The organism is Thalassococcus arenae, from assembly GCF_019104745.1.
Taxonomy (GTDB): Bacteria; Pseudomonadota; Alphaproteobacteria; order Rhodobacterales; family Rhodobacteraceae; genus Thalassococcus_B; species Thalassococcus_B arenae.
Genome location: NZ_JAHRWL010000002.1, coordinates 1,027,322 through 1,046,580, shown reverse-complemented (window position 1 = coordinate 1,046,580; position 19,259 = coordinate 1,027,322). Strand labels below are relative to the sequence as shown.

Sequence of the window (19,259 nt, the reverse complement as noted above, 5' to 3'; positions counted from 1 at the left end):
GTGAGGACGAGACATGAGCGACATCGCGGATCGCGTGAAAAAGATTGTGGTCGAGCATCTGAGCGTGGAAGAGGACAAGGTGACCGAGAACGCCTCGTTCATCGACGATCTGGGCGCCGACAGCCTCGACACGGTCGAGCTGGTGATGGCCTTCGAAGAAGAGTTCGGCATCGAGATCCCGGACGACGCAGCCGAGACCATTCAGACTTTTGGCGATGCGGTGAAGTTCATCAAGGAAGCGTCGTAAGACAGGTTCCGGCGGCAAACGCCACGATTTCGACGGCGCCCCCAACGGGCGCCGTTTTTCGTCGCGGTTTCGCTTTTGGTCTGCGGGTCGTCGCAGCGCGGCGATGGCGGCGCGTGATCGTGTTATACTCCGCAGACAGGCGCCGGATCGCGGCGCCGATGCAGGTGGGGGATGCCATGCAGATCATACCGACCATCGAACTGAAGAGCGGCCGCAGCGTCAGCCTGCGCAAGGGCCGGCTGGACGATGCCGAAATCTGGCATGTCGATCCGGTGGCCACGGCGCAGTCCTTTGCCGGCGATGGCGCTGAACTCATGCGCATCACCGATTTCGATGCGATCGCCGGCGGCACGCAGAACGATGCCCTGATCGAGGAAATCATCCGCAAGGCCGGGATCCCGGTCCAGGTCGCCGGCGGAATCCGGTCGCGCGAGCGCGCCGAGCACTGGATCGACCGCGGCGCCGGACAGGTTGTCATCGGAACGCTTGCGGCGCAGGCGCCTCAGGTTGTCAAGGCACTGGCCAAGGCGCATCCCGCGATGATCGCGCTCAGCCTGGACATTCGCGGTGGCAAGCTGGTCACACATGGCTGGAACGAGGCCAGCGCGCTGGATCCCAACAGCTTTCTTGCGTCCTTCGCCACCGATCCGCTGGCCTCGGTGATCGTCACCGATATCGACAACGACGACGCGCAGGTCGACGCCCAACTGGGTCTGATCACCGGCCTAGCGGCCGAAACCCGCCATCCGGTCATCGCCAGTGGCGTGGTCAACAGCCTCGACGATATTTCACGGCTGCACTACGTGCCGAACGTCGCCGGGGCGATCGTCGGCCGTGCCCTGATGCGGCAGGTCTTCACGCTTGCAGACGCCTTGAAGATCGCCCGCTCCAGCGGCGAAGCGGTTGCCGAATTCCAGTAACGCAAGAAAGGGCGCCCGGTGAGGCGCCCTTTCGCGTCGTGCTGCGTGGACCGCCGCTCAGCCGTCGAAATCCACTTCTTCGACCAGCCGCAGGGCGGCCGCGCTGTGGCTGGCGATGGTCATCAGGTTGACGTCGTCGGCGGTGAAGGCGCCCCAGCCCTGAACCAGTTCGACCGGCTCGGATCCCGGCGCGATGGGGTATTCGTAATTCGCGGCCGCATAGATTTCCTGCGCCTCCTTCGAGGTCAGGAATTCCATCATTTTCAGGGCGTTGTCCTTGTTCGGCGCCGATTTGGTCATCGCCACGCCCGAAATGTTCACATGCGTGCCCGCGCCTTCGAAGGTCGGGAACAGCACATTGACCGAATTGGCCCATTCCGCCTGTTCGGCGTCTTCCAGCATCTTGCCCATGTAATAGGTGTTGCCCAGGCTGATGTCGCATTCGCCCGACCAGATCGCCTTGACCTGCGCGCGGTCATTGCCCTGCGGCTTGCGGGCCAGGTTGGCCTTGACGCCTTCCAGCCAGGCCTTGGCGGCCTCTTCGCCGTGGTGGTGGATCACCGCGGACACCAGCGCGACGGTGTATTCATGGGTGCCCGAGCGCGTGCAGATGCGGCCCTGCCACTTGGGGTCGGCCAGATCCTCGTAGGTGGTCACTTCGGACGGATCGACCCGGTCCTTGCTGGCATAGACGATGCGGGCGCGGGTGGTCAGGCCCCACCAGTGGCCACCCGGGTCGTGATAGGCGTCCGGCACGTTGGCGCGCAGCATCTCGCTGTCGACCGGCTGGGTCAGCCCTGCGTCGACCGCCGCGGCCAGGCGCGAGATGTCGACCGTGAAGATGAGGTCGGCAGGCGAACGACTGCCTTCGGCCTGGAGCCGTTCGACCATCCCCTTTTCCAGGAAGGCCACGTTGACCTTGATGCCCGTTGCTTCGGTAAAGGCATCGGTCAGCGGCTGGATCAGCTCGGGCTGGCGATAGGAATAGATGTTGACCTCTTCGGCCAGGGCAGGGGCGGCGGTGGCGGCAAGAGCCAGGGCCGAAACGGCAAGACGCAGATTCATCGGAAACTCCTTCTGGGCGTCGGTGACATTCGATGCGCCCGTTATTTCCGACTAAAATGCTCAGGTCAATACCCGAATAGAAAAGTCAGGTATTCCGGGACGCCTTGTCGCGGGCCTTCGCCGCGTCCCACAGCGCGTCCATTTCCGCCAGATCGCTGTCTTCCGGCCGCCGCCCCTGCCTGGCCAGCGCCGCCTCTATCGCTTCGAAACGCCGCACGAATTTCGCATTGGCGCCGCGCAACGCCTCTTCGGGGTCGATGTCCAGGTGCCGGGCCAGGTTCGCCACCACGAACAGCAGATCGCCGAATTCCTCGCGGATGTGATCGGGGTCGGTGGCGTGGCGCAGTTCGTCGGCCTCTTCCACCAGCTTGTCGATCACCTCGTCCGTGGATGGCCAGTCGAACCCGACCCGCGCCGCGCGCTTCTGCAGCTTGACCGCCCGCATCAGCGCCGGCAGGCCCTTGGCCACGCCATCCAATACGCCGCGCTGTTTCTGTCCGGCGCGTTCCGCGGCCTTGATGCGTTCCCAGTCCTGAACCTGCTGCTCGGCCGATTTGTCCCGGCTCTCGTCGCCGAAGACATGCGGATGTCGCGCGACCATCTTGTCCGAGATCGCGTTGGCCACGTCGTCGAAGGTGAACAGCCCCGCCTCGTCGGCCATCTGCGTGTGATAGACCGATTGCAGCAGCAGATCGCCCAACTCGCCCTTCAACTCGTCCCAGGCCTGCCGTTCGATGGCGTCGGCCACCTCGTAGGCCTCTTCGATCGTATAGGGCGCGATGGAAGCGAAATCCTGTTCGATGTCCCAGGGACAGCCGGTTTGCGGGTCGCGCAGGCGGCGCATGATCTCGATCAGCCGGGGCATCCCGCCCTTTGGGTCGTGGACCAGGTCATCGGACATTGCGCATGGGCTCCTTTTGGCCTCAGATGTGCGGCACCTGACCCGAGGAGTCCAGCCTTGCCCATCGTGAACCGCATCGCCGAATTCGGACCCGACATGGCGGCCTGGCGCCAGCACATCCACGCGCATCCCGAATTGGGGCTGGACTGCCACCAGACCGCCGCCTTCGTGGCCGAGCGTCTGCGCGAATTCGGCGTAGACGAGATTCACGAAGGCCTTGCCACCAGCGGCGTCGTGGCGATCATCCGCGGACAGGGCGACGGGCCGGTGACGGGCTTGCGCGCCGACATGGACGCGCTGCCGATGCAGGAGGAAACCGGCGTGGCCTATGCCTCGACCGTGCCTGGGCGGATGCATGCCTGCGGTCACGACGGGCATACCGCGATGCTGCTGGGAGCCGCGCGTTACCTCGCCGAGACGCGGAATTTCGCAGGCTCGGTCGCGCTGATCTTTCAGCCGGCCGAGGAAACCATCGGCGGTGGGCGCATCATGGTCGAAGAGGGCATGATGGACCGCTTCGGCATATCCGAGGTCTATGCCCTGCACACCGACCCCTTTGCCGATGCCGGGGAAATGCGCACCTGTCCGGGGCCGATCATGGCGGCGGTGGATGACTTCCGCATCACCGTGACCGGCAAGGGCGGGCACGCCGCCTATCCCGACAGCACCCGCGATCCGATGCCCTGCGCGCTGGCCATCGGTCAGGCCCTGCCGACGATCGTGTCGCGCAACGCCCCGGCGCTAAGCCCTGTCGTGGTGTCGCTGACGATGATCGCAGGCGGCACCGCCAGCAACATCATCCCCGAAACCGTTACCCTTGGCGGCACGGTGCGCACGCTCGACCCGGCGCTGCGCGACCTGGCCGAACGCCGCATCGGCGAAATCGTGGCGGGGCAGGCGGCCAGCTATGGCGTTTCGGCCGAGTTGGATTACCAGCGGTCCTATCCCGCGACGATCAATCACGCCGAACAGGCGGAATTCGCCGCAGGCGTCGCGCGCGAAATCACGCCCGATGTCGTGACCGATCTCGCGCCGGAAATGGGTGCCGAGGATTTCTCGTACATGCTTCAGGCCCGGCCCGGCGCCTTCCTGTTCCTCGGGCAGGGCAAGGGGCCGTCGGTGCACCATCCGAAGTTCAATTTCAACGACGCCATCGCCCCGGTCGGCGCGTCGTTCTTCGCCCGATTGGTGGAACGGCGCCAGCCCTTGCGCACCTGACGTTCCCGGAAAGAGAAAGGCCCGACCATGGCTCTCGAAGACGCCAAGACCCAGATCGACCACGCCTTTACCCGCGACGACCTGAAGGGTCCGAGTTTCGAGAACGTCTTCGCCGGGGCGGCGTCCTTTCTGCGGCGGCGGTATACCAAGGATCTGACCGGGGTGGACATCGCGGTAACCGGGCTGCCCTTCGACCAGGCGGTGACGAACCGGCCCGGCACGCGGTTGGGGCCGCGGGCGATCCGCGAGGCATCGCTGCTCCAACCCTGCGACGCGCCCTATGGCTGGGGCTATGACGTGCTGAGCGAATTCGCCATCGCCGATTACGGCGACATGGCTTTCGACTATGCCCAGCCCTCCGAGGTGCCCGAACGGATCGAGGCGCATGTGGCGGGCATTCTCGACCAGGGTGCGGCCTGCGTGGCGCTTGGTGGCGATCATTCGGTCACGTTGGGATGCCTTCGCGCCCATGCCGCGCAATGCGGGCCGATGTCGGTGATCCAGTTCGACGCCCATACCGACACCTGGGCCGACGACGATCCGGCCCGCGTCGACCACGGCACGTTTCTCTACAAGGCGGTGCAGGAAGGGCTGGTCGATCCCGAACGGTCGGTTCAGATCGGCATCCGCACCGAAAATCCCGACACGCTGGGGTTCCGAATCTTCGACGCCCGCGATGTGCAGGCATTGGGTCCGCTGGCGGTGGCCGAACAGGCGCGCGAAATCGTCGCCGGTCGCCCGGTCTATCTGACCTTCGACATCGATGCGCTGGATCCCGCCTTTGCGCCGGGGACCGGCACGCCGGTCTGGGGCGGGCTGACCAGCCAGCAGGCCGCAGTGATGCTGCGTGCCCTGGCGGGCATCGAGATGGTGGGCGGCGACGTGGTCGAGGTTTCACCGCCCTTCGACCACGCCGGCATCACCGCCATCGCCGCCGCCCATGTCGCCACCGACCTGTGCTGCCTGTGGGGCTGGACCCGACGCTGAGCCGGCCTCTGGCGATCCCTTGCCGATCGGCACGAATTCGCTCGGCGCCTCTTTGCCTTGACGCGGAAACATGACACTCAGACCGGCGGGGATGGGCACTGGCCGCTGTCGAGCCAGCCGGGAAAAAGGACGGGAACCGTGCGCATGGTCTTTTGGCTGATCGTGATCCTGATCGTGGGCGGGCTGGCCTGGATCCGCTTCGCGCCGTCGGATGTCGCGGTCTGGCATGTCGATCCGATGGTCGCTTCGGACCAGGATCTGACCGGTGGCGTTCGTCGCCGGATCGATGGCGGGCTGGACACTTTCGAACGCCTGCATGGCATCATCCTGGCCACGCCGCGCACCGAATTGCTGGCCGGAAGCCCGGCCGAGGGCCGCGCCACCTATGTCACGCGGTCGCAATGGATGGGCTTTCCCGACTATACCACCGTGCAGTTCACCGACGACCATCTCGAGCTGTTCTCGCGGTTGCGATTCGGCCAGTCGGATTTCGGCGTGAACAAGGCCCGCGTCGAAGGCTGGCTGGCAGCCCTCGAGACGCAGCCCGGGGATTGACCCCGGCCTGCGCCCATGTGCATCTGCGCGCATGATCCCGACCGACCGCCTGCAACAGATCAAGGAACGTCTCGAATATGTCGAGGCGCGCATGGCCACGGGCGAAGGCGACATCGCGGCCCTGGGCCGCGAATATGCCGAGTTGCGCCCGGTGGTCGGCGTGATTGCCGAATGGGAACAGGCCCAGAGCGATATCGCCGAGGCGCGCGCGATGCTGGCCGACCCCGAGATGAAGGCTCTGGCCGAAGAGGAACTGCCCGCGCTCCAGGCCCGTCTGCCGGAGCTCGAACGCGCCGTTCAACTGGCGCTTTTGCCGCGCGACGCCGCCGACAGCCGCGCGGCAATGCTGGAGATCCGCCCCGGCACGGGGGGGGAGGAGGCGGCGCTGTTCGCGGCGGACCTGGCGCGCATGTACCAGCGCTATGCCGAGGCGCGCGGATGGCGGTGGGAGGTGATCGACGAGACGCCGACCGAGTTGGGTGGGCTCAAGGAATTGGTGGTGCGCATCGCCGGCGACGGCGTCTTCGCCCGGCTCAAGTTCGAAAGCGGCGTGCACCGGGTGCAGCGGGTGCCGGAAACCGAAAGCGGCGGGCGCATCCACACCTCGGCGGCGACGGTAGCGGTGCTGCCCGAGGCCGAGGAGGTCGACATCCGCATCGACCCCGCCGATATCCGCATCGACACGATGCGCGCCTCTGGCGCCGGCGGGCAACACGTCAACACCACGGATTCGGCGGTGCGGATCACCCATATCCCCAGCGGGATCGTGGTGACGAGTTCCGAGAAAAGCCAGCACCGCAACCGCGAGATCGCCATGCAGGTGCTGCGCGCGCGGCTGTTCGACCTGGAGCGCCAGAAAGCCGCCGATGCGCGGTCCGCCGACCGCAAGGCGCAGGTGGGCTCGGGCGACCGCTCGGAACGCATCCGCACCTACAACTTTCCCCAGGGAAGGATGACCGATCACCGCATCGGGCTGACGCTGTACCGGCTGGATCAGATCATGGCGGGCGACCTGGACGAGATCATCGACGCGCTGATCGCCGAACACCAGGCGGCGCTGCTGGCCGAGATGGAGGGCTGAGCATGCCGCGGGCGGCAAATTTCGCCACCGAAATTTGCAAATTCCTCGCAAGGAATTTGCGGCTGGAGACCGGGAACGGCGATGCGCGGTGCTGATCTTCTGGCGCGGGGCACCGCGACGCTGACGCAGGCCGGCGTTCCGGACGCCGGGCGCGATGCGCGGCGCCTGCTGGCTCATGTGCTCAAGGTCCCGCCCGGCCGGCTGACGCTGTTCCTGCCCGAAGAGGTCGAGCCGCAGCTTACGGTGATCTTCAATGCCATGATAGAACGTCGTGCCGACCGGGTGCCGGTCAGTCATCTGACCGGACGGCGGCTGTTCTACGGCCGGGAATTCATCGTCACCAGGGACGTTCTCGATCCGCGTCCCGAAACCGAAACGCTGATCGAGGCGGCCTTGTCCCAGCCCTTCGTCTCCGTTCTCGATCTGGGCACCGGCTCCGGTTGCATCCTGCTCACCCTGCTGATGGAACGCGAAGACAGCTGGGGCATCGGCACCGATCTCAGCCGCGAAGCGCTGGATGTGGCGTTCTGGAACCGCAATGCCTTGCGGCTCGAGCCGCGCGCGGCACTCGAGCTGGGCAGCTGGTTCGCGCCGCTGGAGGATATCGGCCGCCGGTTCGACCTGATCGTCTCGAACCCGCCCTACATCGCCGCCGACGAAATGCCGGGTCTGGCGCCCGAACTGCGCGACCACGAACCGCGCATGGCCCTGACCGACGAGGCTGACGGGCTGACCGCCTATCGCGAAATCGCTGCCCGGGCGCCGGAATTCCTTGAACCCGGCGGGCGGCTCTTGCTGGAAATCGGCGCCACCCAGGGCCGTGCCGTGGCGGGGTTGCTGCGCCGCGCCGGCTTTGATCGGGTCCGCGTCATCCCCGACCTGGATGGCCGTCCAAGGGTGGTCAGCGGCGTCCGAATCCACACATGAACAGGCTTTTTCGCGAAATTCCGCCGGATTCGTCGAATTATCGCTTGCCCAACACGGTCTGGCATGGTTAGCACGAAACAGTTGACGCGGTGGATGCCTTCGGGCGGTCCCGCGCAGCGGCAAGCCAAACAATGCAGCGATCCGCAAACCCGGTGCCACAGCGCCACGCGGACCGCCAAACAGTCAGACCAAAGGCTGAAATTCGTTTACCATGCGCCAATCGAAGTCCCGATCGCGGTCGAAGTCGAACCGCAACCGCAACACACTCGGCAACGTCGTCAACCGCGTGTTCGACAGCAGCGGCCCCGAGGGCAAGGTACGCGGCACGCCGCAGCAGATCATCGATAAGTACAACCAGCTGGCCCGCGATGCGGCCCTGGGCAATGATCGCGTTGCCGCCGAGAATTTCCAGCAACATGCCGAACACTACCTGCGCCTTCTGAGCGAAGCGCAGAAGGAACAGGATGCGCGTCGCGAACAGCAAGAGCGCGAGAACCGCGAGCGTCAGGCGCAGCGGGATCGCGAACGGGCCGAGCGCGATGCCACGCGCGGCGACCCGTCGGACGATCAGCCCGACGAACAGCCCCGTCAGGAACGTCAGCCCCGCCGGAACGACCCCGACCGTCAGCAGGGCGATGTGTTCGACCTTGGCGGCGACGAGGAAGGTCCGGGCCTGGTGGACACGCCCGAAAGCCGTTCCGAAGCCAAGCCCGACGAGGCCAAGGCGGAAAAGCCGAAAAAGCCCCGCGCGCCCCGCCGCAAGAAGACCGATCCGGCTTCGGATGCAGCGGCCGCCAAAGACGCGCCCGACGCCGCCGAATAATCCCTCCTAGCCTGCCAGCGATCGCGCCAGGGCACAGAACCGCTCGAGGGATACCTGTTCGGCCCGTTCGGTCGGTGCGATCCCGGCCGCCACCAGGTGCGCCTCGATGTCCCGGTCCAGCCCCTTCAGCGCCGAACGCAACATCTTGCGCCGCTGGTTGAAGGCCATCGCAACCACCTTTTCCAGCACCGCCGGATCAGCGGGATAGCGCGGTTCGGGCAAGGCGCGCAGGTGCACCACCGCCGAGCTGACCTTGGGCGGCGGGGTAAAGGCTTCGGGCGGCAATGTCATCACGATGCGGGCCTCGCAGCGCCATTGCGCCAGGATGGCCAGCCTTCCATAGGCCTTTCCACCCGGCCGGGCGGTGATGCGTTCGGCAACCTCGCGCTGGAACATCAGCGTCAGGCTGTGCCAGACCGGCGGCCAGGCAGGCGGTGTCAGCCAGCGCACCAGCAATTCGGTGCCCACGTTGTAGGGCAGGTTGGCCACCACCGCGATGGGCGGGGTCAGGTGTTCGGCCAGGTCGACCGTCAGCGCGTCGGCGTTGATGACCTCCAGCCGGCCCGGATAGGCCGCGGCGATCTCGGCCAGCGCCGGCAGGCACCGGGCATCCTTTTCCACGGCAAGAACCCGGCGCGCGCCCTCGGCCAGCAGACCGCGGGTCAATCCGCCGGGGCCGGGGCCGACCTCGAACACGTCGAACCCGCTCAGATCGCCCGCCTGTCGCGCGATCTTGGCCGTCAGGTTCAGGTCCAGCAGGAAATTCTGCCCCAAGGCCTTTTTCGCCGACAGACCGTGTGCGGCGATCACCTCGCGCAGCGGCGGCAGCCCGTCGATGGTGCTCATGCCGCGCCCCCGGTCATCCGGTCGGCGAGGCGCAGCGCCTCGACGAACGAGGCCGGGTTCGCCCGGCCGGTCCCCGCGATGTCGAAGGCGGTGCCGTGATCGGGCGATGTGCGGACGAAAGGCAGGCCCAGCGTCACGTTCACGCCGCGGTCGAAATCCAGCGTCTTGATCGGGATCAGCGCCTGGTCGTGATACATCGCGATGGCGGCGTCATAGCGCGTGCGGGCGGCGGCGTGGAACAGCGTGTCGGCGGAATGCGGGCCGGTCAGGGCCATGCCCTCGGCGCGCAGCCGCTCCAGCACCGGTGTGATGATCTCGATCTCTTCGTGGCCCATCTTGCCGCCCTCGCCGGCATGTGGGTTCAGCCCGGCCACTGCCAGCCGGGGCGAGGCGATGTTGAATTGCGTGACCAGCGCGGCATGCGTGATGCGGATACGCGATTCCAGCAGGTCGGCCGTCAGCGCCCGCGGCACGTCGGCCAGCGCGACATGTATCGTGACCGGCACCACCCGCAACTGCTCCGAGGCCAGCATCATGACCACGTCGTCGGCACCGGCCAGGTGACACAGGAATTCGGTATGACCCGGAAAGCCGAAACCGGCGCCATCGGCCAGCGCCTGCTTGTGGATCGGCAGGGTGCAGATCGCCCGCGCGGCGCCGGACTGCACCAGCGCTACGGCGCGTTCGATCGCGGCAACCACGCCCTTGGCCTGTGCCGCTTGCGGCTGACCGGGGGTGCGTGCGCCGTCGAAGCGCAGCGGCAGAACCGGCAGACCCCGTTCGGAAGCACCGGGCGCCTCGGAGGGATCAGGGACGACGACATGCGGCACCGCGCCGGGCAGATGTGCCGGATCGCCGATCCAGACGAAAGGCAGCGTCGCCCGAAGCCGCGCCCAGGCGGCTTCGGCCAGTTCCGGCCCGATCCCCGCCGGTTCGCCGCAGGACACGGCGATGGGCAGCGGGGTCATCGTTCGACGATGCGGGCGTCGGCGCGCAACTGGGCCAGGTAACCGTCCGCCAGCCGCGCGATGCGCTGATTGCGCAGGCCAAGCGTGAATTGTTCGCGATCCAGGTTTTCGTCGATCTTGTTGGTCCGGCCGCAAAGCATCAGGAACACCAGCGTCTGCCCGTTGGCGCGGGTCAGGGCGGTGGATACCTCGCCGGGATCGAGCTTGGACAGCTCGATGGCGATGTCGGTCGGTATGTCGCCGGGGGGCAGCGACCCGCGTTCCAGCACCTCGGCGGGCTGGCCCTGGGCGATGCCGTAAAGATCGTCGCAGCGGTCGACCTTGCTTGCCAGGACGCGCGCCTGGGCAAGCGTCTCCGGCGACCGGCCGCCGGGCATGTAATAGGCGGCGTATTCGACCGCCGCGATCTCGGGCGCGGAAAACCCGGTTTCTTCGATCTCGCGCAGCTGGAACAGCGCCACCGCGTTGGGGATGGTCAACGGCTGCGTCACTTCGCCTGGACGCAGCCCGATGATCAGCGGCTGGAGAACCGGGGGCAGTTCGGTCAGGTCGCGCCAGGGCAGGCGTCCGCCATTGCCGCGTGACGCGGTGGCCGAATAGCGCCGCGCCTCGGCCGAGAATTCCGATTGCGAGGTGATTTGCGAGATCCGCGCGGCACGGGCCTGCACTTCGTCTTCGCTTCCCGGCGGCATCGGCATTATGATCTCGGACAGCAGCACCCGGATGTTCGACCCGCTGCCGCGTGTCGCCAAGGCGCGATCGATCTCGTCTTCGCTGACACTGGCGCGCCCGGCAAAGCGCTGGCGCACCAGTTCGCGCCAGGCGACACCCGCCAGAACGAAATCGCGGAAGGTCTGTTCGGCGATGCCGCGCTGTGCCAGCGCGCTGACGAATTCCTCGCGGGTGAGATTGGCGCGGCCGGCGAATTCGGACATGCCGTCGATGACGTCATCCTCGTTGGGGCGGATGCCGGCGTCACGCGCGGCCTGCAGGCGCAAGCGGTCGTCGATCAGCTGTTCGCGCGCCAGCGTGGCGTGATTACCGGGGGCGTTCAGCGCCCGCAGCATCAGCGTCCGCTGTTCGATCTCGTACCCGGTGATCGAACTTTCGTTCACCGTGATCACGGGCGAAAACGTGCCCTGTGCGGCCAGTGGCACAGGGCTGGCCGCCAAGATGGCGAACACCAGGGCGGCTCGGATGAAAGCGGTCAGTTGCGGCATGTCCGGCGGTACTCCTTCGCGCTGCCGCCCGTGCCGAACCCTTTCAGCGCGACGGTCAGGTCGAAATCGGTTGACGGTTCCAGGTTGCTGGCCGAGGCGAACCGGCGCGAAACACCCATCCCCACCTCAACGCATTCGTTGCGGTATTGCAAGCCAAGCCCCACGCGGTCAAGCCGTTGGTCGGCCAGGTCGTAACGCCACTCGGTCGAACCTGTCCACTGGCGGTTGAACCGGTAGGCGCCGTCGAAGCTCCATTCCGATTGCGCCTGGTCGCGGTCCTCCTCGGGATCGGTGACCAGCAACAGGTAGGAAGCGCCCAGTTCGACGCGCGTATTGGACCAGGCGGCCCGGGCCTCAGCCTTGGAAAACCGCGCATTGTCGTCGATCAGACCGCGCGCGGTCAGCGACAGGCCGTCGTCGTTGGCGAAGCGCCCGGCGATCAGCCAGTCCGACACCTCGCCCTCCAACCCTGACGACCGGGTGAAATCGCCATCGGCCTCTTCGCGCCAGATGCGCGCGACGGTCATCGCCGCACGCCAGCCCTGTGGCGCGGCATGCATCCAGCGCAGCCCGGCGGCCAGGGTCTGACCGTGTTCGCGGCGGTCCTGCGCGGGAAAGCGCGACAGGCTCAGCAGGTTGCCTTCGTCGAATTCGATCCGCGTGCTTTCGTCGTTGGGGTTGCCGGCGCGTTCGCCGCCGGTCCAGCCGTATTGCAGCACCGGTTCCACCAGCGTCCGTCCGCCTTGGGCGCCGCGACGTTCGAACGGCCAGCGCAATTCCAGCGCCGTGCCCAGTGTCGCGCGGCTGACATCGGCCTCCGACGTGATGTCCTGCCGCGTGGCGTAGCGATCCAGCCAGAGATGGGTGGTCAGCCCTGCACGCATGCCCGCCATCAGGGTCCAGCGGTTGCGCCAGCTCAGATCCACGTTCAGCCGCGCCACGTCGCGGCCATCGACTTCGGTGTCGTCGTCATCGCCGTCGAAATCGCGGTCGGAATAGCGGAAATGGCCGTGCACCACGCCGCCGATCCGCAATTCACCCGCAAGCGCCGACGGGAACAGCCGTTTTTCATAGCGGGCATTGGCGATGATCGTCGGCTGGGTCGCGTTGTTTTCGGTCTCGCGCAGGGATTCGTAATGCACGATGCTGCTTGCAATGAAATCGTCGCGCCGCGCACGGCTGACCTCCAGCGCCGAATCCAGTCGATCGCCGCCGGCATAGCCGTAGTCGTTGATGTAACTGTTGTCCGAAACCGTCTCGATATCGAAGGTCAGCTTGAACCCGTCGCGCAGGTCGAACGCGCCTTCGGCGAAGAACAGACCACGCACCTCGCCGGGCAGCAGGCTGTCCGAACTGAGCGTCGTGTCCACCGTCAGATCGCCATTGTGAAAGGCGCGACGGTAGCGCAGTTCGACCGTTCGCGTGACCGGCGACAGGTAGGGCGTGATGGTGATGTCCTGATGATCGCCGATGGGCACGAAATAGGGCAGTTTCAGGCCCGTTCCCAGCAGCGTGGTCGATCGGATCGACGGGATCAGGAATCCTGGTGCGCGTTTGAGGGTGGGGTCCGGCAGACGCAGGCGCGGCAGCCAGAACACCGGCACGTCCAGCACGCGGAACTGCGCATCGTCGAAATAGAGCTGCCGCTCGTCCCGATCGTGGATCACCCGAGAGGCCCGGATCTGCCACAACGGAACACCGTCGGACCCGCAAACCTGGCACGACGTCACAGCCACCTTGCGCAACTGCGTATAGCGTCCCTCGCGGCGCGCTTCGGTGGCGGCCAGTTGCAACTGCTGGTCCAGAACCATCCGCGCACCGGTCAACAGCCCGTTGCGGAATCGGGTGTCCAGTTGTGCCTGGTCGGCCAGCAGGATCGTTCCTTCGGCGTCGGTCAGACGGATCGGACCCTCGATCACGACGCTGTCCGAAGACTGATCGTAGACGATGCGCGTTGCGGATAGATGCACGCCGTCATGCAGCGCTTCGACATTGCCGGTGGCGATCAGTCGGCTGTCGGACTCGACGGTCACGCTGTCGGCTACCAGCAAGGCCGGGCTGCTGTCCTGCGCATGCACGGCGGGCGGTGTCATCACCAGCAGCAGCACGCAGAGGATCAGCGCACGCATCACCCGTCCTCGCGTTGCAGGACCAGTCCCAGGGCAAGCAGTAGCGACGCCAGCGGCGGCACCCAGGCGGCCAGGATCGGCTGAAGCTGTCCGTTTTCGCCCAGGATCTGCGCGAAGTTGCGCACGTAGTAGAGCCCGAAGCCCAGCAGCACCGCCGACAATACCGAAATGCCGGTGCGCCCAAGCCGCGGATGCCGCATGGTGAAACCGGCCGCGACCAGCACCATCGCCAGCAGGAAAACCGGCCGCGCCAGCTCCATCTGAAGCCAGACGACGTGACGCCGGGCCGAGAACCCGGCTTCGTCCAGCCCGTCGATGAAAGCGGGCAGGTCCCAGATCGCGATGGCGGACGGTTTGCCGAAGCGGTCGCGGATGTCTTCCTCGGTCAGGGTCGAGGGCAGGCGCAGCTGCGCGTGTTCGCGCGCGCCGGCCTCGGGGTTCAGCCCGGCCGCAAGCGGCCAGGCCTTGGCGTCACTGAGCACCCAGGCGCCGTCCTCGAGCCGGGCGGATTTCGCCACGATCCGCTTGATCGGCCCGCCTTCGGCGGCATAGGCCAGGAAACTGACGTCGAACAGCACCGTGGCCTCGGCATTGGCGCTGCGGGCCTGGATCACCGTCTGTCCCTGCGGTCCGCCCTGGCGCAGCCACAGCCCTTCCGAGCCGACCGACAGGGTCGACACGTTGCCGCCGCGCAGCCGTTCGGAAAGGTCGGCGTATTTCTTGGACGTGGTCGCGACGATCGGGTTGACCATCGCCACCGCCGCAAAGCCGATCAGCAGGGCGACGATCACCGGACCGACCAGCGCCACCAGCCCCGAACGCCCCGAGGCCCGTGTCACCACCAGTTCCGACGACCGCGCCAGACCGAGAAACAGCGCCACCGTCGACAGGATCATCACCAGCGGCAGGATCTGGTACATCCCTTCCGGCAGTTTCAGCGCGGTCAGACGCAGGATGTCGGCAAAGCGCACGTCCTCGTCGAACCGGCGCAACTGGTCGATCAGGTCCAGCAGTGCCTGGAAGATCGCGAAGACCAGGAAGGTCGCGCTGAACAACCACAGGAACCGCCGGGCGAAGTAACGGTGCAGGATCATGCCGGCACCTCGTCGCCGGATGCCGGCACCGGGCGCGGACGAAAGGGCCGGGATGCCAGCCGCAGCAGGCCCAGCACAAAGACCAGCCCCACCAGCGACGGCAGGTAGACCAGCGGCCAGAGCGCGGCGTTCGAGCGGACCGGATCGGTGACCGCGCTTTCCACCAACTTGACCAGCACCAGCAGAAAGATCGCGAGGATGATCTGCCGGGTCACGCCGAACCGCGAAAAGCCGCCGGTCATCAGCGTCGCATAGCCGATCAGCGCCGCGATCGCGGCCAGCAGCGGACCCTGGAACCGCAGGTGTGCCTCTTCCAGCACTTCGCCCAGCGTCTCGTCCGCCTCCTCGGCAACGGCCGCGGACCGGGTCAGCAACTCGGTCGTGGGGATGTATTCGATCTTGCGCCGTTTCTGTTTGCCCGGCGCGATCAGCCCCGAGATGTCGTAGGTCAGGTCGTTGAAATTCGTCGTCGAAAGCCTGTTCTGCGCGACGTTCAGCGTCTGCGCGAGCCCGGCCAGCATCACCAGCTTGGTCCCGCCGTCGTCGTTCAGCAGAAAGGCGCGGTCCGCGGTGTAGGTGATCGTGCGATCCGCCTGACGGCGGTCCGACAGGAACACGTCACGCAGTTCGCCCGCCTCGTTTATGTCGCGCACGAAAAAGGTCACGCCCTTGTCGGGATGCAGGAACACTCCTTCGCGCAGCAGCCGGGCCGAGATCGAGCCCGAAATCTGCTGTTCGCGCAGCCGCAGCTGTTCCTGCGACTTGGGGATCAGCAGATGCGTCAGGATCGACATCATGACCGCCACGATCAGCCCGAAGACCAGCACCGGCCGCCCCAGTCGCCAGGGTGACATGCCCGTCGACTGGATCACGGTCAGCTCGGATTCGTTGCTCATCCGGTTGGTGACATAGACCGAGGCGGCAAAGGTCGCCATCGGCAGGACAAGGCCGATCACCGATGGCAGCGACAATGCGGTGAATTCCAGGAACACACCCGCCGAATGGCCATCCGCGATCAGCCGGTCGAACAGGATGATCGCCCGGTTGACCCAGTAGACCGCCACCAGAACCAGGGCGAAGAACCCGAACAGCACCATTAGCTGCGACAGCACATATCGGTCGAATCGCTGCACGCGACGAAGCCCCCAAGGCGACAATTGGGGGCGACCCTAGCGGATCGGGGCGAGGCGGAAAAGGCGGCACTGGCCTTTGCGGTGGCGGGCCGCTACCTAATCGGGACAAGACCGCGAGGCACACGACAAAAGGGGTAGACGATGACCGCATTGCGACAGTTGGAATTCCGGGCGACCGATCTCGACATGCTGGCCGAGGCGCCGGGCTGGGTTGCGGTGTTCGTGCCCGCCGACCGCAAGATGAGCCCCGGCGCTCGGCGTCTCAACCGCCTGACCAAGGGCGCCGTTGCGCGTGCGGTTGACGGCGACGCCTGGGACAAGACCAAGCCCGGCGACAGTCTGCGGCTGAACTTTCCCGCCGGGATGGCGGCCGAGGCGGTGCTGGTGATCAAGCTCGACCGGCGCCCGTCGGCGGCCGAGGCGCGCAAGGCCGGCGCGGCCATCGCCGCGGCGGCGGACAAACCCGTCACCGTGCTGGCCGAATCCGTATCGCGCCCGGCCGACATCGCGCTTGGCCTGGCGCTGCGCAGCTACGCCTTTTCCGATCACAAGACGGAAGAGACCAAGACGCCGGGCAAGGCCGTCGTGATGTGCTCCAGACCCGACGACGCGAAACAGGCTGCCGCACCGATGATGGCGGCCGCGCAGGGCGCTTTCTTTACCCGCGACCTGGTCAATGAACCGGCCAACGTGCTGACCACGACCGAATTCGCCTCGCGCCTGCAGGGGCTGAGCGAACTGGGCGTCGAGGTCAAGGTGCTGGAAGAACCGGAACTGGCCAAACTGGGCATGGGCGCCCTGCTGGCGGTCGGTCAGGGGTCGGAGGCGCCGTCCAAGGTGGTCGTCATGCGGTGGAAGGGGGCCAAGGACGCGCCGCTGGCACTGGTCGGCAAGGGCGTGGTCTTTGACACTGGCGGCATTTCGCTGAAACCCGCCGCCGGCATGGAAGACATGACCATGGACATGGGCGGTGCGGGCGTCGTGGCAGGCGTGATGAAGACGCTGGCCCTGCGCAAGGCCAAGGCGCATGTGGTGGGCATCGTCGGCCTGGTCGAAAACATGCCTTCGGGCAATGCGCAGCGCCCGGGCGATATCGTGCGCTCGATGAAGGGCGACACGATCGAGGTCATCAACACCGATGCCGAGGGCCGGCTGGTTCTTGCCGATATTATGTGGCACGTGCAGGAGGCCGAAAAGCCGGCGGCGATGATCGATCTCGCCACGCTGACCGGGGCCTGCATCATCGCGCTCGGGCACGAGAACGCGGCGGTGTTTTCCAACGATGACGGGCTGGCCGGGGATTTCCTGAAGGCCGCGCAGACCGAAGGCGAAGGCGCCTGGCGCATGCCGTTGGCCCCCGCCTATGACGAGATGCTGAAATCGCCGCTGGCCGACATGAAGAATGTCGGCGGCCGTCCCGCGGGCGCGATCACCGCGGCGCAGTTCCTGCAGCGTTTCGTCAAGGAAGGCACGCCCTGGATTCATCTGGACATTGCGGGCGTTGCGCATATCGCCAAGGATACGGTCCTGGCTCCGCAGGGCGCGACCGGCTGGGGCGTGTTGTCGTTGGACCGCCTCGTCAGGGATCGGTTCGAAAGCTGACGGGCAACTTCCGGCATCGTCCGAATCGGCTATCGTGGACCCAGAGAGGACCGTGCCCATGCTGATCCCCGCCACCCGTTACCGCGATTGCGAGGCCGCGTTGCGTTTCATCAACGACGTCCTGAACCTGCCCGCCCATGCCGTGTACCGCGACGATGCCGGCCGCATCCAGCATGCCCAGATCGCGCTTGGCGCCGGCCTGATGATGTTCGGACCGCCCAATGACGGCCCGTTCGATCGCTACATGGCAGACCCGGGTGATATCGGCGGCCGGGAAACCACGACGATCTACGCCGTGCTGCCCGACCGCGCGACGCTGCAAGCGCATTACGACCGCGCCAGGGCGGCGGGCGCCGAGATCCTGATGCCGCTCGAAGATCAGCCCTATGGCGGGGCGAATTTCACCCTTGCCGACCCCGAAGGACATATCTGGTCTTTCGGGGACTACGATCCCCGCGCGGAGGCGTGATGGGCGCGGTGTTTTTCTACCACCTGACGCGAAAGCCGCTCGAGGCGACCTTGCCGCTCTTGCTGGGCAAGGCGCTCGAGGCCGGCTGGCGGGTCGCCGTGCGTGGACCCGACAGGGCGCATCTGGAAACCCTGGACGAACAGCTGTGGCTGGGGCCCGAGGACGGGTTCCTGCCGCACGGGTTGTCCGGCGGCCCGCATGACGCGCGTCAGCCGGTGCTGCTGACCCAAGCCGATGCGACCAACGATCCGTCTTGTCTCATGGCCATCGATGGCGCCGAGGTTTCCGCCGCAGAGGTTGCGGCGATGCAGCGGGTCTGCATCCTGTTCGACGGCCATGACGACGCCGCGGTGCAAGCGGCGCGCGGCCAGTGGAAGGCGTTGACCGATGCCGGATGCGCCGCGCAATACTGGTCCGAGGAGTCGGGCCGCTGGGAGAAGAAGGCCGAGGCCGAACCGAACGCCTAGCGTTCCAGCACCATCTCGCCGCCGGTGATCGTAACCCGCCCGAAATGCTGAAGATACGTCATGCCCAGCAGCGACTGGTCCATCTCGCCGCTGTTGACGAAGGCGCGCACGCCGCGATCCTCGAAGGGTCCGAAGGTCACGCTGTCGAGCCGCACGGGCGCGGTCTTGACCGGGCCGTTGGCGGTCATCGCTTCGGAAAAGAACGCGAGGTCGCTTTCCTGCAAGCCCGCGCGGCGCGCGTCGTCCAGCGTCAGCACCATCGCGGTGGCGCCGGTGTCGACGACGAAGCGGGTGGGCGAGCCGTTGATGTCGAGCGTCGCGTAGTAATGCCCGTCAGGCGCCCGGGGCAGGGCGATCCGGCCATCCTCGGCAAAGACCGATTGCTGCGGCGCGACCGTCTGGCGGATGTCGCCCCACAGCCCGTAAGCCGCTATGACACCGAGGAAAATCAACGCCCAAAGAGCCGCCTGCTGCAGCATCTTGTTCATCGCGCCGCGATTGGCCACGACATACCATGCCGCCAGCGCCGCTCCGAGCGCACCAAGATAGATCAGGCTGCCGATATCGTCTCCGGTCACGGGTTTCCCTCCAGCAATACGTCCTGAAA

General features: G+C 66.5%; 20 protein-coding genes. 11 read left to right on the top strand and 9 right to left on the bottom strand.

What is annotated here, in order from left to right:
* The first annotated feature begins 13 nt into the window (after positions 1-13).
* Together KUH32_RS16475 and KUH32_RS16470 are read left to right on the top strand one after the other, a co-directional pair.
* Complete coding sequence (locus KUH32_RS16475; RefSeq protein WP_121898256.1) at positions 14-247, top strand: acyl carrier protein; 234 nt, start codon at positions 14-16, stop codon at positions 245-247.
* Positions 248-423: 176 nt separating this feature from the next.
* Positions 424-1,167, top strand: a complete 744-nt coding sequence (locus KUH32_RS16470) for a 1-(5-phosphoribosyl)-5-[(5-phosphoribosylamino)methylideneamino]imidazole-4-carboxamide isomerase (RefSeq protein WP_217779689.1) — start codon at positions 424-426, stop codon at positions 1,165-1,167.
* A 57-nt stretch (positions 1,168-1,224) separates the two neighbouring features.
* Here KUH32_RS16470 and KUH32_RS16465 read toward each other — a convergent pair whose 3' ends face one another.
* Both KUH32_RS16465 and mazG read right to left on the bottom strand, forming a co-directional pair.
* The gene (locus KUH32_RS16465; protein WP_217779688.1) at positions 1,225-2,232 is read right to left on the bottom strand and encodes a Fe(3+) ABC transporter substrate-binding protein; all 1,008 of its coding nucleotides are present in this window, start codon (positions 2,230-2,232) and stop codon (positions 1,225-1,227) included.
* Positions 2,233-2,317: 85 nt separating this feature from the next.
* Positions 2,318-3,133 carry a nucleoside triphosphate pyrophosphohydrolase gene (gene mazG / locus KUH32_RS16460; RefSeq protein WP_217779687.1) on the bottom strand — a complete coding sequence of 272 codons (816 nt, stop codon included), beginning with the start codon at positions 3,131-3,133 and terminating at the stop codon, positions 2,318-2,320.
* Between the two features lie 57 nt (positions 3,134-3,190).
* On the opposite strand from mazG, the gene KUH32_RS16455 reads away from it, so the two are divergent.
* The 6 genes from KUH32_RS16455 (at position 3,191) to KUH32_RS16430 (ending at position 8,724) form a co-directional block, all read left to right on the top strand.
* A complete protein-coding gene (locus KUH32_RS16455; RefSeq protein WP_217779686.1) occupies positions 3,191-4,351 on the top strand; it encodes a M20 aminoacylase family protein in 1,161 nt (386 codons plus the stop codon).
* 27 nt (positions 4,352-4,378) lie between these two features.
* A complete protein-coding gene (speB, locus tag KUH32_RS16450; RefSeq protein ID WP_217779685.1) occupies positions 4,379-5,338 on the top strand; it encodes an agmatinase in 960 nt (319 codons plus the stop codon).
* 144 nt (positions 5,339-5,482) lie between these two features.
* A complete protein-coding gene (locus tag KUH32_RS16445; RefSeq protein WP_217779860.1) occupies positions 5,483-5,893 on the top strand; it encodes a DUF1499 domain-containing protein in 411 nt (136 codons plus the stop codon).
* A gap of 31 nt (positions 5,894-5,924) precedes the next feature.
* On the top strand, positions 5,925-6,974 hold the full coding sequence (gene prfA, locus KUH32_RS16440) for a peptide chain release factor 1 (protein ID WP_217779683.1): 1,050 nt from the start codon (positions 5,925-5,927) through the stop codon (positions 6,972-6,974).
* A gap of 81 nt (positions 6,975-7,055) precedes the next feature.
* Complete coding sequence (gene prmC, locus KUH32_RS16435) at positions 7,056-7,901, top strand: peptide chain release factor N(5)-glutamine methyltransferase (RefSeq protein WP_217779681.1); 846 nt, start codon at positions 7,056-7,058, stop codon at positions 7,899-7,901.
* 211 nt (positions 7,902-8,112) lie between these two features.
* Positions 8,113-8,724, top strand: coding sequence for a DUF4167 domain-containing protein (locus KUH32_RS16430; RefSeq protein ID WP_217779679.1), 612 nt, complete (start codon positions 8,113-8,115; stop codon positions 8,722-8,724).
* Positions 8,725-8,730: 6 nt separating this feature from the next.
* Here KUH32_RS16430 and rsmA read toward each other — a convergent pair whose 3' ends face one another.
* From rsmA to lptF, 6 genes are read right to left on the bottom strand one after another with little or no spacing between them, the layout of a single operon-like run.
* Positions 8,731-9,570 carry a 16S rRNA (adenine(1518)-N(6)/adenine(1519)-N(6))-dimethyltransferase RsmA gene (gene rsmA, locus KUH32_RS16425; protein WP_217779678.1) on the bottom strand — a complete coding sequence of 280 codons (840 nt, stop codon included), beginning with the start codon at positions 9,568-9,570 and terminating at the stop codon, positions 8,731-8,733.
* The gene (gene pdxA / locus KUH32_RS16420) at positions 9,567-10,538 is read right to left on the bottom strand and encodes a 4-hydroxythreonine-4-phosphate dehydrogenase PdxA (protein WP_217779677.1); all 972 of its coding nucleotides are present in this window, start codon (positions 10,536-10,538) and stop codon (positions 9,567-9,569) included. The genes rsmA and pdxA overlap by 4 nt, the downstream gene beginning before the upstream one ends.
* Complete coding sequence (locus KUH32_RS16415; RefSeq protein ID WP_217779676.1) at positions 10,535-11,758, bottom strand: peptidylprolyl isomerase; 1,224 nt, start codon at positions 11,756-11,758, stop codon at positions 10,535-10,537. Before KUH32_RS16415 ends, pdxA begins: the two co-directional genes overlap by 4 nt.
* Positions 11,746-13,887: an LPS-assembly protein LptD gene (locus KUH32_RS16410; protein ID WP_217779675.1), complete on the bottom strand. Its 2,142-nt coding sequence runs from the start codon at positions 13,885-13,887 to the stop codon at positions 11,746-11,748. The genes KUH32_RS16415 and KUH32_RS16410 overlap by 13 nt, the downstream gene beginning before the upstream one ends.
* Positions 13,887-14,981: an LPS export ABC transporter permease LptG gene (gene lptG / locus KUH32_RS16405; protein ID WP_217779673.1), complete on the bottom strand. Its 1,095-nt coding sequence runs from the start codon at positions 14,979-14,981 to the stop codon at positions 13,887-13,889. Before lptG ends, KUH32_RS16410 begins: the two co-directional genes overlap by 1 nt.
* Positions 14,978-16,114, bottom strand: coding sequence for an LPS export ABC transporter permease LptF (gene lptF, locus KUH32_RS16400; RefSeq protein WP_348541134.1), 1,137 nt, complete (start codon positions 16,112-16,114; stop codon positions 14,978-14,980). Before lptF ends, lptG begins: the two co-directional genes overlap by 4 nt.
* A gap of 141 nt (positions 16,115-16,255) precedes the next feature.
* On the opposite strand from lptF, the gene KUH32_RS16395 reads away from it, so the two are divergent.
* From KUH32_RS16395 to KUH32_RS16385, 3 genes are read left to right on the top strand one after another with little or no spacing between them, the layout of a single operon-like run.
* The gene (locus tag KUH32_RS16395) at positions 16,256-17,716 is read left to right on the top strand and encodes a leucyl aminopeptidase (protein ID WP_217779672.1); all 1,461 of its coding nucleotides are present in this window, start codon (positions 16,256-16,258) and stop codon (positions 17,714-17,716) included.
* Between the two features lie 58 nt (positions 17,717-17,774).
* Entirely contained in the window at positions 17,775-18,185 is a 411-nt protein-coding gene (locus KUH32_RS16390; protein ID WP_217779671.1) for a VOC family protein, read from the top strand.
* Positions 18,185-18,652 carry a DNA polymerase III subunit chi gene (locus tag KUH32_RS16385; protein ID WP_217779670.1) on the top strand — a complete coding sequence of 156 codons (468 nt, stop codon included), beginning with the start codon at positions 18,185-18,187 and terminating at the stop codon, positions 18,650-18,652. Before KUH32_RS16390 ends, KUH32_RS16385 begins: the two co-directional genes overlap by 1 nt.
* Here KUH32_RS16385 and KUH32_RS16380 read toward each other — a convergent pair.
* Positions 18,649-19,230, bottom strand: coding sequence for a retropepsin-like aspartic protease family protein (locus KUH32_RS16380; protein ID WP_217779669.1), 582 nt, complete (start codon positions 19,228-19,230; stop codon positions 18,649-18,651). The genes KUH32_RS16385 and KUH32_RS16380 overlap by 4 nt on opposite strands.
* Between the last annotated feature and the right edge of the window lie 29 nt (positions 19,231-19,259).